This is a genomic window from Streptomyces sp. SID3212, from assembly GCF_009865405.1.
Lineage (GTDB): Bacteria > Actinomycetota > Actinomycetes > Streptomycetales > Streptomycetaceae > Streptomyces.
This window is the reverse complement of the sequence record NZ_WWJY01001076.1, coordinates 1-14756: the sequence shown is the minus strand read 5'-3', so window position 1 is coordinate 14756 and position 14756 is coordinate 1. Positions and strand designations below refer to the sequence as shown.

The following is a 14756-nucleotide window of genomic DNA, read 5'->3' as shown; positions in this document are numbered from 1 at the left end:
GGACCGCGTGCCACAGGGCGGCCGCGGCGGCCCGCGTGTCGGCGGCCCAGTCGTCGGTGGGCTCCGGCAGGTCCACCTGGGCGGCGACGGCGTCGACCACGAGTTCCTCCAGTGCCTCGCGGTCCTTGACGTAGTTGTAGAGCGTCATGGGCCCCGTCCGGAGTGCTGCCGCGAGCGAGCGCATCGACAGCCCGGCCAGGCCGTCGCGATCGACGATGGCCAGCGCCTGCTGCTGGATCTCCGCAACGGTGAACCGGGCTCTCATCTTCACTCTCCCCTTCACGCGTACAGCGTACGTATCTGAAGGTACTACACGTACACCGTACGTATCCAAGTCGGGATCCGACCGAGGATCCGAGTGAGGACGCCCACCCATGTCCCCGACCGCCACCACCTCCTTCCTCTCGCAGGGCCGGCGGTGCGCCGCGTGGCTCACCTGTCCGGACGGCGAAGGTCCCCACCCGGCCGTGGTCCTCGTCCACGGCTTCGGCGCCACCCACGACATGCGGCTCGAACAGTACGAGCGGGCCTTCGCCGACGCCGGCATGCTCGTCCTGTCCTTCGACTTCCGCCACCTCGGCGCCTCCGACGGAATGCCCCGCCAACTCGTCTCGCTCCCGAGGCAGTTGGCCGACGTCGAAGCGGCGCTCGCCTTTCTCACCGGCGACCCGCGCGTCGATCCGGCCAGAATCGCCCTGTGGGGAACCTCGATGGGAGCCACCCACGTCCTGCTCACGGCGGCCGAGCACCCCGACCTCGCCGCCGTCGTCGTGCAGTGCCCCGTCATGAACACCATGGACGCCGCCTTCAGCTCCGGCCTCCGCGCCGTCGCGAGACTCGCGGGCCCGATCACCGTCGACCTGATCCGCGCGGCGCTCCGCCTGCCGCGCCGTTACGTCCCCGTCGTCGACAACCCGGGAAGGACTGCGATCGTGACCGTGCCCGGCGCCAAGGACGGGTGGTACGGCATGCTCCCGCCCGGTGCGTCGTTCGACAACCGCGTGACGGCCTCGGTCGGCTTCGAACTCGTCCGGCTCAACGCCTCCCGGCGCGCCGCGTCGATCCAGGCCCCGCTCCTGGTCTGCGTCTCCGACCGCGAGACCCTCACGGACCCGCGGATCGCCGCGCGGACGGCACGAAGCGCGCCCCGGGGCACCGCACTGCACTACCCCGCCGACCACTTCGAGGTCTACCACCCGCCACTTCTGGACGACATCATCCGCGACCAGGTCGCGTTCCTGACCCGGCACCTGCGGCCGACAGCGCTCAGCGGGGCGGGCCGTGACTGACCACACCGCGCTCCTCGCCCGCCAGGACGACCACTTCGCCTCCTTCGCCCGCACCCTCACCGACGACGAGTGGCACCGCCCCAGCCTGTGCGCCGGGTGGACCAACCGGGACGTCCTCGCCCATCTCGTCCTCGGACTGCGGCTTCCGCTGTCACGGCTGCTCGTCGCCCTGGGCAGCCACCGCGCGTCCTTCGACAGCGCCAACGCGGACCTCTCCCGCGGCCTCGCCCACCGTCACACCCCGGACGAACTCCTCGACGCCTTCGACCGGGCCCGAGCACGGCCCCGCGGCATCGGACGACTCCTGCCCGCCCCGCTCATGCTCGGCGACCACACCGTCCACCACCTCGACATCGCGCTTGCCCTGGACCGGCCGGCCCGTACCGCTCCCGAAGTCGCCCACGCCGTCCTGACGATCGAGACGACCGTCCCCAACCCGTTCGTCCCGGCGCGCGCCCGGGCCCGCGGCCTCACCCTCCGTACCGTCGACACCGACTGGCACCACCCCGGCGACGTGAACCTCGACGTCGCCGGTACGGCCGAGCACCTCATCTCCGTTCTCGCCGGCCGACGCCACGCCCTGCCCTGGCTCACCGGCGGCGGCACCACCACCCTGCGGACCCGCATGTGAGCCCGGTCCGTTCGTGCCCTGGTGGCTGTCCTGTTCACATGCCGGTGACGGCCCGGGTGGTGAGGCCGATCCCTACGAGGAGCACGAGGGCCGCGGTGGCGGCGGGGCCGATGCGCGCGAGTGTCTTCAGCCGTGTGGAGGCCCTCCGTGCGGTACGGGTGGCGATGCGGTCGCGCAGGTGTACGAGGAGGAGTCCGGCCAGGGTGAGGGTGACGGCCATGCCGAGGCCGTAGCCGATGACGAGGAGGATGCCGAAGGCGGTCCGGCCGAGCGCCACGGCGCCGAGGAGGACGACCAGGGCCGACGGGCTGGGGACGAGACCGCCCGCGATGCCGACGCCGATCAGGGACCAGCGTCTCCGCCGGGCCGGAGCGGGGGAGTGGTGGTGATGGTCGTGGTCGTGCTGGGGCGCGGTGGCCGGTTTGGTCAGGACGGCGGTGGTGCCGGTGGCGGGTGCGTGCCGTGAGGGCGGGGGGACAGGCACTGGGTCGTGGTCGTGGTCGTGGCTGTGGCTGTGGCCATGGTCGTGGTCTCCGTGCGGGTGGTGATGCCCGTGCCCGTGGTGGTGCTCGTGGTGGTTGCCTCGGACCGCCGCGCGCAGGAGCTGGAAGCCGATGACGATGACGAGGAGGCCGCTCGCCAGGCCCAGCCAGCCGAGGACCGCCTCCCCGGCGAGGTGGGTGGCGAGCGGGAGGGCCAGGCCGAGGGTCAGGACGCCGGCGGTGTGGGTGAGGGTGACGGTGGCGCCGACCGTGACGGCGTCGCGACGCGTGCCGCGGCGCCCGGCCAGACAAGCGGCCATGATCGTCTTTCCGTGGCCGGGCATCGCCGCGTGGGAGGCACCGAGGACCACGGCGAGGAGCAGGGCGAGGAGGCCGACGGGAAGGGTCAGTTCGCGGCTGCCGATCAGACGGTCGAAACGGTCCGAGACCTTGTCCAGCAGGGCGGTGACGAGGTCTCCTCCGGGTACGCCGGACGGCACGATCCGGGCCCCGGGCCCGGTCGCCGGTCCTTGCCCGGGGGCAGTTCGCAGTTCGGCACCGCGTTGGTCGAGCGGCGCGGCCAGGGGGTCCCCCGGGTAGTGGCGGAGCCGGTCGGTGGACGAGACCGCCGGGACGGTGGAGGCGGTGAGGGTGACGCCCTCGCCGTCGGCGGTGATCTCGCGCCAGCCGATGCGCCGGGTGTCGTAGTGGGTGACGACACGGACACCGGCCGGCGAGGTGAGGGGCGCGCCGGCGTCGAGCCGGCACATCAGCCGGCTGGTCCTGAGCCCCGCCTCGCCCGTACGGAAGGTCAGGCCGCCCGCGCCCGGGTTCCACCGGACCCGCACACCGCCGACGTCGGCGGCCAGTTGCCCGGCGAGCGTGGCGCACGCCTCGGCCGCGTACGCCCCCCGCTCATCGGCGCCGACGGATCCGTCGTGGTCCCGGTCGACGAGCGGGCGCTCCTGCGCCGCCGCGATCTCGGCGCGGTCGACCACGATCTCCGCCTCGACCGCGTGCGGGCGGAGGGTGAGGTGGGTCGCGTAGTTGACGGTGAAGTTGCCCAGGGGGTGCGCGGCCACGGGTGGCGCGGCGGCGAGGAGGGCGAACGGGGTGAGCAGAGCGGCGGTGAGCGGGGCGGCGACCGGGCGCCGGCGGGTGCTGAGGTTCATGGGGTGTCGTCGATTCGCCGGACCGCCGTACGCGCCGCGGGGGCGTGCAGCGGATGGAAGGAGGGGTCGATGGCCAGCGCCCGCCGGAGATCGCGCCGGGCGGCGCCGGTGTCGCCGAGGGCCTGGTGAATGGCGCCGCGGTGGTAGAGGAAGAGTGCGCTGCGGGTGCCGAGCGCGAGAGACCGGTCCGCCTGTGCGAGGGCCTGCTCGTCGCGTCCGGCGCGGTGCAGCGCCCAGGCGTACGCGTCGTGTACGGCGATGAACGGCCGCTCCCTTACGGCGGCTTCCGCCAGTTCCACGGCCCGCACGGGGTCACCGTGATCGGCTTCGAACAGGATCGCGTCGGTGTCCGCCGGGGCGCCGCCCGCCCGGCCGAGCGTCTCCTGGGCGCGCAGGACCGCGTACTGGCCCTCGGCCTCGGCGCGGTGGCCGAGGGACTGCTGGAGTTCGCCGAGTTCCAGGAGGTACTGCGGCAGCGGGGCCGTCGCGACCGCCGCGGTGTGGTCGGCGACCGCCTGCCGGAACTCCCCCCGGGCCGCGTGGGCCTTGGCGCGGGCCTCCAGCAGACCGGGGTCCCGGGGCGCGAAGGCCAGACCGGCGTCCGCCTGGCGCAGCGCCGTCGCGGGGTCGCCGCTCTCCTGGGCGAGGGAGGACAGGTGGGTGAGGGCGAAGGCGCGCTCGCCCGGGGTACCCGCCGCCCGCAGCGCGCGTTCCATGAGGGCCTCGGCCCGGCCGGTGTCGCCGCGCAGCTCGAACGTGTAGGAGGCGCGGGCCAGCGAGGAGCTGTCCGGGCGCAGGTCGGCCATTTTCTGTACGGCCTCCTCGGCGTCCTTGTACCGGCCGAGTTGGGTGAGGGCGTCGGCCAGGACTCCGTAGGAGGCGGGGGTCGCGGGGCTGGTCGTGACGGCCTTACGGGCCCAGGTCAGGGCGTCCTGGAAGCGGTGGCGGGCCGCGGCGAGGGCGCCCATGCCGATCTCGGCGTGGAGGTTCTCGTCAGGCCGGAGGGTGAGCGAGCGGCGCAGGGCCGTCTCGGCCCGGTCGTACGCGGCCGGGTCGGCGGTGGTCCTGGCCTGCTGCACCAGCGCCATGCCGAGGTCCGCCCAGCTGACCGGATCCTTCGGCAGGCGCCGTACCCGCTCGCGCATCACCTCGATGCCGCGCGCCTGGCCGGAGGCGGGCGAAGCGGTGGCCGGGGCCTCCGGTGTGCCGGAACCAACGGGGGAGAGGCCGACGGCGCCGACGGTGAACAGGACCGCGCCCAGGGCGAGGGTGATCGTGGTGTTGCGCAGGTGTCTGCGCCGGCGGATCGCGGGGGCGGGTGGGTCTTGGGGCCGGTGCACAGGATTCTCCCCGGTGAAAGACGGGTGGACGGGGCCCCGGGAGGGCACGGAGGACCGACCTCCGTGCCCGCCCGGAGCGTGGTGGGTCAGCTGGACCGGCGGCCGAGACCGAACCCGCGGTGACCGGAGCGGCTGCGGCGAAGGCGGAGGCCGCCCGCACCGAGAAGCAGCGCGCCGAGGCCGCCGAAGGCCGCGGCGCCCTTCATCGAGGTCCTCTCGGGCGCGTCCGGTCCGCTGTTCACGGACTTGGTGTGCGGAAGTGCCAGGTACGGGAACGACGTCCCGAAGGGCACCTCGTTGGTGTCGACCTGGTCGCCGTCCGCGAGGGCCGGAACGAGTTGGCCGGTCTGGGCGGCGCCTTCGACGGCCTGGAGGGAGATGTCGATGGCGTCGTCGGTGAGGCGGCGGCCGTTGGGGAAGCCCGCCAGGTCACCGGCGAGGACGCCGTACCGCTGGGGGTCGGCGGTCGGCGGTACGGTCATGTTCAGGCGCAGCTCCTCCGCCGGGACGATCCGCTTCAGCGGCGCGTCCTTGTTCAGGCGGTGGGCGTTGAGGTCGGCCTTGATCGGCCCGCACGCCTTGCAGATGCCCGTCAGGTAGATCTCGAACAGGTCCTTGCGCGGCGTGGCCGGGGCCGGGATGCCGTACACCTGCTGGATCAGCTTGGGCAGGATCGGGTCGAGGACCTTGTCGACGACCGGCTGGACGGTACGGTCCTGGTCCGGGTTGAGCGTGTTGAAGGCGTCCTTGTACTTGAGCGGTACGACCACCTCGTTGACCAGCGGGTTGCCCAGCCGTGAGACCTGCTTCCACGGGGCGGGGCGCGGGGTGCGCGAGTCGGAGACCTGCACGCCCTGGCGGTCGGTCGTCGACCACACGCCGATGACCGGGTTGCGGCCCGGGTTCCCCTTCAGCGCGAGCTGCGCCTTGGGGATCTGAAGGGCGACGGAGTTGACGTTGTAGCCCGCGAGGGTGTCCTGGCCGCGCTCGCTGAGGTTGCCTCCGTACAGGAGGTCGAAGACCCGCAGGTCGGCGAAGAACGAGTCGTCCGCCTGGCCGGCGAAGGTTTTGCCGCCGCCGGGTACGTTGCGGATCGCCTGGTTGCGCAGGGCGGCGTAGTCCGGCATGGAGGCGGGCCCCACGCGGGACGGCGCGGCCGGTACGTCGGAGAGCAGGACCTTGCTCTTGCTCCCGTGGGAGACCACCAGGTCGTACACCTGACGGAAGTTGAGGTCCGGGTCGTTCAACGAGGTGACCGGGCCGGTGTTGTACAGGAACTGGCCGGCCGCGTCGCGGACCTTGTTGTGGAAGCGCCAGGTGTACGTGATGTCGGAGACGCCGTCACCGGTGTTGTCGATCTTGATGTTGTAGCGGAGGTCCTCGCCGAAGGCGTAGAAGTTCGGTCCGCCGTTGGGCTCCTCGAACGGGATCCAGTTCGCCAGGAGCGTGACCGAGTCCGGGCGGTCCTGGCTGGTGAACGCGTACACGTCGGTGTTGTCCGCACGCGGGTCGCCCGCGATCAGCGGCGCCTCGCGGTGGCTGGAGGCGGCGCTGACACCCGGCGCCAGGGTGAGGGCGCCGAGCCCGGTCGCGAGCGCCCCGGCGCCCAGGACGAGGAGGGACTGGTCGAGCACACGCCGCGAACGGGGGCGTGCCGGTCTGGATTTCAAGGAGGTTCCTCTCACATGCGCGTTCCCGGCCCGGCGCACACAGCGCGCGACGGGGCGGGAACCCAGGTGGGGTGGGCGCGGGGCCGGACAGCGCGCCCGGAGCCACCCGCAGTGGCACCGGCCGTGGGGCCGGCCCACGTTCCTCCTTCGTCATGACCCCCGGGGGCGGGTTGGTCTCCACCGCCCTGTTCCCTCGAACGGGTGGGTCTCCGTGCTGCATATGGTCGAGGCTTCGCCGTGACACGACCGCGCGGCCCGCACCGGGGAGTGTGTCCGGTGCGGGCCGCGCGGTGGGTTCGGTTGTGTGCCTGGGCGTCGGCTGTCGATGTGTCCGCCGGCAGCGCCGGCAGGTCAGCGGGTGAGGAATTCCAGGGTGTCGATCACGCGGTTCGAGAAGCCCCACTCGTTGTCGTACCAGGCGACGACCTTGATGTGACGGCCCTCGACGCGGGTCAGTGCCGAGTCGAAGATCGCGGAGGCCGGATTGCCGGTGATGTCGGACGACACCAGTGCGTCCTCCGAGTACTCCAGAAGACCCGCGAGCGATCCCCGCGCGGCGGCGCGGTACGCCTCCAGCACCTCGTCGCGCGTCACGTCGCGGGCGACGGTCGTGTTGAGTTCGACGATCGACCCGACCGGAACCGGTACGCGGATCGAGTCGCCCGACAGCTTGCCGTCGAGGTTGGGCAGGACATGGCCGATCGCCTTCGCGGCGCCTGTCGTGGTCGGCACGATGTTGACGCCGGCGGCCCGGGCGCGGCGGGGGTCGCGGTGCGGGCCGTCCTGGAGGTTCTGCTCCTGGGTGTACGCGTGCACGGTGGTCATGAAGCCGTGCTCGATGCCCGCGAGATCGTCCAGTACGGCGGCCAGCGGCGCGAGCGCGTTGGTCGTGCACGAGGCGTTCGAGATGATCGTGTGCGAGGCCGGGTCGTACGCGTCGTTGTTGACCCCGTACGCGAGCGTCACGTCGGCGCCGTCCGACGGCGCGCTGACCAGCACCTTCTTCGCGCCCGCCTCGAGGTGCGCGCGGGCGGCCTTCGCGGAGGTGAAGCGGCCGGTCGATTCGAGCACGATCTCGACGCCCAGCTTCGCCCAGGGCAGCTGGGACGGGTCGCGCTCGGCGAGCACGGCGATGCGGTGGCTGCCGACCACCAGTGTGTTCCCCTCGACGGTCACCGGACGGCCGAGGCGGCCCGCCGTCGAGTCGAAGGCGAGCAACCGGGCCAGGGCGGCGGGCTCCGTGAGGTCGTTGACGGCGACGACCTCGAGGTCGGTGTCACGTTCGAGCAGCGCGCGCAGCGCGTTGCGTCCGATGCGGCCGAATCCGTTGATGGCGATACGAGTCATGAGTGGTGTCCCTTCGGTTCACCCGAAGTCTCGCGCGCGGGATCGGCCGACGGCAGCGGCGCGAGTGCCATGGTTCAAAAGGATCACGCCACTGGGTCAGCGGCAGTGTGCTATTCACCTTTGGTGAAGGTGCGACGGTATTCGCTCGGCGTGGTGTCGAGGATGCGCTGGAAGTGCAGCCGCAGATTGGCACCCGTACCGAGGCCGACGTCGGCGGCGATCTGCTCGACGCCGCGCTCGGAGCGTTCGAGCAGCTCACGGGCCAGATCGATGCGGGCGCGCATGACCCACTGCATCGGCGTGTACCCCGTGTCCTCGGCGAAGCGCCGCGAGAACGTGCGCGGGGACACTGCCGCGTGCCGGGCGAGCACGTCAAGGGTGAGCGGCTCGTCCAGCCGGTGCAGCGCCCACTCCCGGGTGGCGGCGAACCGCTCGCCGAGCGATTCGGGCACGGTGCGCCGTACGTACTGCGCCTGACCGCCACTGCGGTACGGAGCCGCCACCAGGCGCCGGGCGGCGTGGTTCGACGCGGACACCCCGAGGTCGCGGCGCAGGATGTGCAGGCACAGGTCGATGCCCGAGGCGGCGCCCGCCGACGTCAGCACACTGCCCTCGTCGACGAAGAGGACGTTCTCGTCGACGCGGACCGAGGGGTGCCTCGCCGCGAGCGCCCGCGTGTAGTGCCAGTGCGTGGTGGCGCGCTTGCCGTCGAGCAGGCCCGTGGCGGCGAGGGCGAAGGCGCCCGTCGAGATGGCGGCGAGGCGGGCGCCGCGATCGTGGGCGGCGATCAGCGCGTCGAGAACGGCCCGCGGGGGGTCGTCGCGGCCCGGGAACCGGTAGCCGGGGATGAAGACGATGTCGGCCCACGCCAGCGCCTCGGGCCCGTGATCGACCCAGTACGACAGCCCGTCACCCCCGGCCACCGGTCCGGGCGCCGCCCCGCACACCCGTACCTCGTACGGCATGCTCGCGCGGGTCGTGAACACCTGCGCGGGAATGCCGACATCGAGCGGCTTCGCGCCTTCGAGTACGAGGACGGCGACGCGTTGCAGGGAGGGAGCGGTCACGGGGGCAAGGGTACGACGCGGGTGCCGGCCGTCTCCCGGGTCGGATCGTCGACGGTCCTCAGGACGTGAGGTCGGCCCTGATCCGTTCCGCCGCGTGTGCGGCGTCCGTGCCCATGCCGTACAGGATGCCGGACGCCCGGTGGGTCATCCACGGGAACCCCACCACGTGGACACCGGGAAGGGATGTCATTCCCCGGTGGTGCTGCGGGACGCCGGTGGGGGTGAGCACTTCGTCGGGGAGCCATGCCGTGTCCGGGAGCATGCCCGTGCACCACAGGACGGTTGAGATCCCCTCGCCCGAGGCGTCGATCTCCGTGGGGGCGGACGGGACGGCGTCGAGGGGCAGCTCGGCGGGGTCGGTGTCCGCCGGTGCCGGCTGTGCTGGTTCCGTTCCCGCCGGTCCCGTCCGGGGCGGGTGGCCTTGGAGGTACTGGTCGACCTGGTTGCGGAAACGTTCCGCGAAGGCGTCCGCGCCGCGCATGTGGTCCGCGAGGTCGTCGGCGAAGTGGAGTCGTCCGCCGTGGATGCCGGTGAGGCGGCCGAGGAGGACGACGCCGTCCCGGGCCAGCTGCTGGAGCGCCAGCGTGCGGCCTCCGTGCGCGCCGCTCAGGGCGGGCTGAGGTGCGCGGCGTGCCTCCGGCGGCGCGTGCTCGGTGGTCTGGTCGAGCATGCCGAGCTGCCGGAGCCAGGTGAAGACGTCCCGGTCGCGGTAGCGCCGGGGGACGCGCCCGACGGCGCTGGTGGAGAGGAGGACGCGCCGGCCCGCGCGGCGCAGCTCGTCGGCGATCTGGGTGCCGGTCTGCCCGCTGCCGACCACCAGCACCGCGCCGGGAGGAAGCTGCTCCGGACGCCGGTAGTCGACGGCGTGCAGCGCGGTGACGCCGGGGGGTACGTCGACGCCTGCCGGGACCTTCGGCAGACGCAGGGCGCCGCTCGCGATCACCACCGCACGCGTGCGCCGATCGCCCTCGGATGTGTCCAGGACGTATCCGTCTCCGTCCAACGCCCTGCGAAGCCCGTGGACCTCGACTCCCGTACGGACGGGCAGGCCGGTGTCGCGCGCGTACCGGTCGAGGAGTTCCACGAACGTGTCGCGGGGCAGGAAGGCGTCCGGGGCGCCGTCCGGCATCCGCAGGCCGGGCAGCCTCACGGACCACGCCGGGGTGACCAGGGTGAAGCTGTCCCACCGCGCCGAGCGCCAGGTCGCGCCGACACTGTCGCGCTCCAGCACGACGTGCTCGACGCCGAGCCGGGCCAGGTGCCAGCTGGTCGCGAGCCCGGCCGGCCCGGCACCGACCACGACGGCGGGGACGCGGGACGCGGAGGCGGTGGACATGGGGGGGCTCACCTGCGCCTTCTCGAAGCGGTGGTGATCTAACCTCTCCAGCCTGCCATCTCGGGCGGATCGCCGCGCTCTGTGGACGCGGCGGGTGTCATGGCCTTTGGCGCGGCGCCGCAACAACCGCTGAACTCCCCGGTGTTGTGAGCACCGGCTTCGCGGCGGCCAGGCTGAGCAGTCTGCCCACCCGAGGAGGAACCGTACGTCCTGCCATGGCCGCGCCCCCGAACATCGCGGATCACCGTGGCCACCATGCCATCCGTCACGTTCCGCATGGGAGGCTGGAGCGAGGGCAGGCGAACGCCATGACGAATGTGGACGAACTTTCCGACCGGTACGCACCCGACGCCGCTACTTCGCTCATCCATGCCTTCATCGAGGCGCTCAACGCCGGTGACCTCGACCGGCTGGCGGGCTGCTTCGCCGAAGGTGCCATCGTCAACGACGCGGGACGTGAGATACGGGGCCGGGAGGCGATCGGATCGTGGGCCGAGCGGGAGTTCCTGGCCCAGGGTGGCCGCATCACTCCGACGCGGATGCACCCCGTGAGCGCGCTCGGTGGTGACGTCGTCGTCGAGGCAGAACTGACCGGCGCCCTTCGCCACGGTCCCACCACACTGGTCGTCACCCTCACGGAAGGCGCGATCGCTCTTCTGCGGCTGAGGGCCTGAAGGGCTGCCGGGCGGGGTGTGTCGTGCGCGGGTGCGCAGGTGTCAGTTCCGGTAAACCGGGCACTCGGACGTCCTCACCCGTCACCAGCCACCGCTGTCGAAACCCGCAGGAGCGTACCCATGGCCGTTCGGCACCAGCTCATCGCCCGTAGGCCCGAGGCCGTCTGGGCCGTCCTGTCGGACGCGTCGCGTTACGCCGACTGGGTCGTCGGGACCTCCGAGACCGAACCGGCCGAGGGCCACTGGCCTGAGGTCGGTTCCTCGCTCGCCTACACCGTGCGCCTGGGCCCCCGGTCGTTCGAGGGACACACGGTCGTCCGGCGGGTGGAACCACCGCGGATCCTCGAACTCGAGGCGCACAGCGGCCCTCTCGGGACCGCGCGGATCGCGTTGGACGTACGGCCCTGGGGCGAGCAGACCCTGGTGATCGTCGACGAACACCCGCTGCGGGGGTGGGGCGCCCTGGCCCACAACGTGCTCCTCGACGCGATGATCCAGCTTCGCCACCGCAGCATGCTCGGGCGGCTGGCGAAAGTGGTCGAGGAGACGTACGAGGCGGCCGAGCGGCCGGCGCCTGCCCGGAAGGGCTGACGACGGCTGACGCCGTGGCCGTCGCCGGGCCAACGGGCTCGTTGCTCGACTGCGGCTTGCGGCTGCGGGCCCGTTCCGGGGCACGGCCTTCGGCCGTATGTGTCCTCAATCGCCGGACGGGCTGGAAGTGGCCTCAGGCCCTGGGTATGTGCGGATCGGCGGCTCCGCCGACCGATACAAAGAAGACGCCTCGGCGGGAACGTGACGGCACCCGGTGCCCCTGATCCGTACGGAAGGGGCCCGGGTGCTCCGTACACCGACGCCAATACCTACCGTCAGCTGCTTCGCCCGCCGTTGCGGATCAGCAGGTACGCGGCCAGCACCAGGCCGGCGGCGATCAGCGGTGCCCGGTTGTTCCGTGCGGTGGTCGCGAACTGGCCGGCCCTCTCGCTGAGGGGCTGCGGGGTCTGGTCCGCCGCGAAGCGCCCGACCCGCGAGGCGGTGTCGCGTACCCGTGCCGCGGCCCCCGCCGCCGTGTCGAGAACAGGCGCCGGTGTCTTGTCCAGGAACAGCCGCGTGGCCTGATCGGTCTTGTCGCGGATCTGATCGCCGACCTGCGTCGCCTTGTCCGCCATCTGGTCCTTGACGACCGCGGCCTTGTCGGTCACCTGGTCCTTGACCACGGCGGCCTTGTCCGTCACCTGGTCCTTCACGACCGCGGCCTTGTCGGCCACCTCGTCCTTGACCGTCGCCGCCTTGTCGACCGCCTGGTCCTTGGCCGCCGCCGCCTGCTCCTTCATCGCGGCTGCCTGGTCCTGGACGCGGGCCTGGACGTCGGCCTTGGCCGCCAGCGCCTCGATCGTCCGGCCGACCTCGTCCCGCGTGTGCTCCACCTGCGCCCGCAACTCTTCGGGAGTCGGGCCGGAATGGTTGCTGTCTCGCTGAGTCATCGGTGTGCCTTCTCCTTGATCTCGGCCACATCGGCCTTGACGCTGTCGATGGTCTGTTCCGGCGTGGGCGGTACGGCCTTCGTGACCTGCCTCTTCCCCGCCACCGCCAGGAGCGCGGCGATCGCCGCCAGTCCCGCGGTCACGACCAGGGCCGAGGCCCACACGGGAAGCACCAGCGCCAGGGCGGCGATCACCGCCACCACCAGGGCCTGCGCGGCCAGGACGCCGACCAGGCCGGCGCCGCCGAACAGGCCGCCACCCGCCCCGAAACGCCTCCCCTTCTCGGTCATCTCCGCCCGGGCCAGCCGCATCTCCTCGCGTACCAGCTGCGAGAGCTGCCGCGTCGCGCGCGTCACCAGGACGGATGTCGTGTCCTCCGCGGCGGCGGAGGGTGCGTGCCGTTCCGCTGTGGTCATGTACCTCTCACCTCTCCTGGACTTCGCAGGGTCCGTGTCCTCGCGGCTACCCCGCAACCCGCCGCACAACCGGCCGGGGGCGTTCGCCGTCACTTCATGCGGCGGCGCTCCTCGTCGGTCCACGAGCGGGTGTCGCGCGGCGCTACATAAGGCTCCTCGTCCGGGGGACTGCCTCCGGCGATCGCGCGCTGGCGGGCCAGTTCGGAGTCGAACTCCAGGCCGAGAAGCACCGCGAGATTGGTGATCCACAGCCACACCAGGAAGATGATCACCCCGGCGAGGGTCCCGTACGTCTTGTTGTACGAGGCGAAGTTGGCGACGTAGAACGCGAAGCCGGCCGAGGCGATCATCCAGATCAGCAGCGCGAGGAAGCTCCCCGGGGTCACCCACCTGAACCCGCCGCCCTTGGCGTTCGGAGCCGCCCAGTAGAGCAGCCCGATCATGATCGTGACCAGCAGGAGCAGCACCGGCCACTTGGCGACCGACCACACCGTCAGCGCGCCGTCACCGATCCCCAGAGCGGTGCCCGCCTGCCGGGCCAGCCCGCCGGTGAAGACCACGATCAGCGCGCTCGCACACGCCAGGACCATCAGGACGACGGTCAGGATCAGACGCAGCGGCAGCACCTTCCAGACCGGGCGCCCCTCGGGCATGTCGTAAACGGCGTTGGAGGCCCGTATGAAAGCGGCGATGTAACCGGACGCCGACCACACCGCCAGGGCCAGACCCACCACCGCGAGGAGCGAGCCCACCCCGCTGCCGTTGCTCCGTACCTGCTCCACCGCGTCGGTGATCACGTCCCGGGCCGAACCCGGAGCGAGCTGCCGCAGGTTGTCCAGGATCTCCCGGGTCGCCGACTCACCGGCGATGCCCAGCAGGGACACCAGGACGAGCAGGGCGGGAAAGAGCGCGAGGACCCCGTAGTAGGTGAGGGCGGCCGCCCGGTCGGCCAGGTCGTCCTGCTGGAACTCCCGTACCGTGCCGCGCAGCGCCGCCCACCACGATCGCGCGGGCAACTCGGTCGGCCGGTCGGGCGCCTCCTCCTCCACCCGCGCGCTCGGACCCACGCCCGCGTCCCGGCCTGCTTCGACGCGCTCCGCCTCGACGCGCTCCGCCTCCACGCGCCGGGCCTCGACGCTGCCTGCCTCGACACGCGCGCCCGGTCGCCCGCGTTCTCGTTCGTCATCCGACTTCAGCGGTTCGGGACCCGGCTTCGGGGAAAGGGCTGCCATACCCTGCGGCTTTCCGCCCTGGCCCCACTCATGCCTCGCGGCGCGCGCCTGGGTCGCAGCGAGCACCGCCATGACGGAGGTGGCCGCGGCGGCGACCGTGAAGCCGCCGTGTGCGCCGTAGGCGTCCACGACCCGTCCGGAGACCGCCGCCGCACCGGCGGCGCCCGCGGCGCTCGCCGAGCTGAGCCAGGTGAACGCCTGGGCCAGAGCGCCCCTGTCCACCGACGCGGTGGTGAGCACCGAGGACAGCACCAGGATCGGGGAGACGGACAGGCCGGTGACGGCGAGCGCGAGCCCCAGCCCCGGGACCGAGTCGGCGGCGAGCAGGGGCAGACAGCTCAGGGCCGACCAGGCCGTCGCGAAAGCCAGTTGTACGCGCGGTGCGCCGCGCCACCGGCGCAGCCCGTAGAGCCAGCCGGCCAGCAGGCTCGCGCAGTTCGACACCGCGTACAGCGGCGCCGCCGCCTCCGCCGTACCGTGCTCCACCGCGAAGGCCGTCACCGAGACCTGCATGGCGCCGAAGTACACGCCCAGGGTGAGGTTGACGCCGACCTGCGCCGCGAAACCCGACCGCAGCAGCGAGCGGCGCGCGCGCCCGCGCGCGGCGGCGCCCACCGGC

General features: G+C 72.5%; 13 protein-coding genes and 1 pseudogene. 4 read left to right on the top strand and 10 right to left on the bottom strand.

Going from position 1 to position 14756, the window contains the following annotated elements:
- Positions 1–265 (bottom strand): annotated as a pseudogene (locus tag GT042_RS31965) (TetR/AcrR family transcriptional regulator); the annotation flags it as partial.
- Positions 266–374: 109 nt separating this feature from the next.
- On the opposite strand from GT042_RS31965, the gene GT042_RS31960 reads away from it, so the two are divergent.
- Together GT042_RS31960 and GT042_RS31955 are read left to right on the top strand one after the other, a co-directional pair.
- Positions 375–1289: an alpha/beta hydrolase gene (locus tag GT042_RS31960; protein WP_161312186.1), complete on the top strand. Its 915-nt coding sequence runs from the start codon at positions 375–377 to the stop codon at positions 1287–1289.
- Positions 1282–1920 carry a maleylpyruvate isomerase family mycothiol-dependent enzyme gene (locus GT042_RS31955; RefSeq protein WP_161312185.1) on the top strand — a complete coding sequence of 213 codons (639 nt, stop codon included), beginning with the start codon at positions 1282–1284 and terminating at the stop codon, positions 1918–1920. The genes GT042_RS31960 and GT042_RS31955 overlap by 8 nt, the downstream gene beginning before the upstream one ends.
- A gap of 34 nt (positions 1921–1954) precedes the next feature.
- On the opposite strand, the gene GT042_RS31950 is transcribed toward GT042_RS31955, so the two are convergent.
- The 6 genes from GT042_RS31950 to GT042_RS31925 all read right to left on the bottom strand — a co-directional run bounded on the left by GT042_RS31950 (position 1955) and on the right by GT042_RS31925 (position 10334).
- Positions 1955–3574 (bottom strand): sulfite exporter TauE/SafE family protein, encoded by a 1620-nt coding sequence (locus GT042_RS31950; RefSeq protein ID WP_161312184.1) that lies wholly within the window; start codon positions 3572–3574, stop codon positions 1955–1957.
- Positions 3571–4914: a tetratricopeptide repeat protein gene (locus GT042_RS31945; protein ID WP_161312183.1), complete on the bottom strand. Its 1344-nt coding sequence runs from the start codon at positions 4912–4914 to the stop codon at positions 3571–3573. The genes GT042_RS31950 and GT042_RS31945 overlap by 4 nt, the downstream gene beginning before the upstream one ends.
- An 86-nt stretch (positions 4915–5000) precedes the next feature.
- Positions 5001–6584: a DUF4331 domain-containing protein gene (locus tag GT042_RS31940; RefSeq protein ID WP_161312182.1), complete on the bottom strand. Its 1584-nt coding sequence runs from the start codon at positions 6582–6584 to the stop codon at positions 5001–5003.
- A 351-nt stretch (positions 6585–6935) separates the two neighbouring features.
- Positions 6936–7931, bottom strand: a complete 996-nt coding sequence (gap, locus tag GT042_RS31935; protein ID WP_161312181.1) for a type I glyceraldehyde-3-phosphate dehydrogenase — start codon at positions 7929–7931, stop codon at positions 6936–6938.
- 110 nt (positions 7932–8041) lie between these two features.
- Entirely contained in the window at positions 8042–8998 is a 957-nt protein-coding gene (locus GT042_RS31930) for a helix-turn-helix domain-containing protein (RefSeq protein ID WP_161312180.1), read from the bottom strand.
- A 58-nt stretch (positions 8999–9056) separates the two neighbouring features.
- Complete coding sequence (locus GT042_RS31925) at positions 9057–10334, bottom strand: NAD(P)/FAD-dependent oxidoreductase (protein ID WP_161312179.1); 1278 nt, start codon at positions 10332–10334, stop codon at positions 9057–9059.
- A 308-nt stretch (positions 10335–10642) separates the two neighbouring features.
- Between GT042_RS31925 and GT042_RS31920 the strand changes: the two genes are divergently transcribed.
- Positions 10643–11008 (top strand): nuclear transport factor 2 family protein, encoded by a 366-nt coding sequence (locus tag GT042_RS31920; RefSeq protein ID WP_161312178.1) that lies wholly within the window; start codon positions 10643–10645, stop codon positions 11006–11008.
- Between the two features lie 120 nt (positions 11009–11128).
- The gene (locus GT042_RS31915; protein ID WP_161312177.1) at positions 11129–11599 is read left to right on the top strand and encodes an SRPBCC family protein; all 471 of its coding nucleotides are present in this window, start codon (positions 11129–11131) and stop codon (positions 11597–11599) included.
- Between the two features lie 275 nt (positions 11600–11874).
- On the opposite strand, the gene GT042_RS31910 is transcribed toward GT042_RS31915, so the two are convergent.
- The 3 genes from GT042_RS31910 to GT042_RS31900 form a co-directional block, all read right to left on the bottom strand.
- Positions 11875–12489, bottom strand: coding sequence for a DUF3618 domain-containing protein (locus GT042_RS31910; RefSeq protein ID WP_161312176.1), 615 nt, complete (start codon positions 12487–12489; stop codon positions 11875–11877).
- The gene (locus GT042_RS31905) at positions 12486–12905 is read right to left on the bottom strand and encodes a phage holin family protein (RefSeq protein WP_161312175.1); all 420 of its coding nucleotides are present in this window, start codon (positions 12903–12905) and stop codon (positions 12486–12488) included. Before GT042_RS31905 ends, GT042_RS31910 begins: the two co-directional genes overlap by 4 nt.
- Before the next feature lie 89 nt (positions 12906–12994).
- The gene (locus GT042_RS31900) at positions 12995–14137 is read right to left on the bottom strand and encodes a YihY/virulence factor BrkB family protein (protein WP_161312187.1); all 1143 of its coding nucleotides are present in this window, start codon (positions 14135–14137) and stop codon (positions 12995–12997) included.
- Positions 14138–14756: the final 619 nt, after the last annotated feature.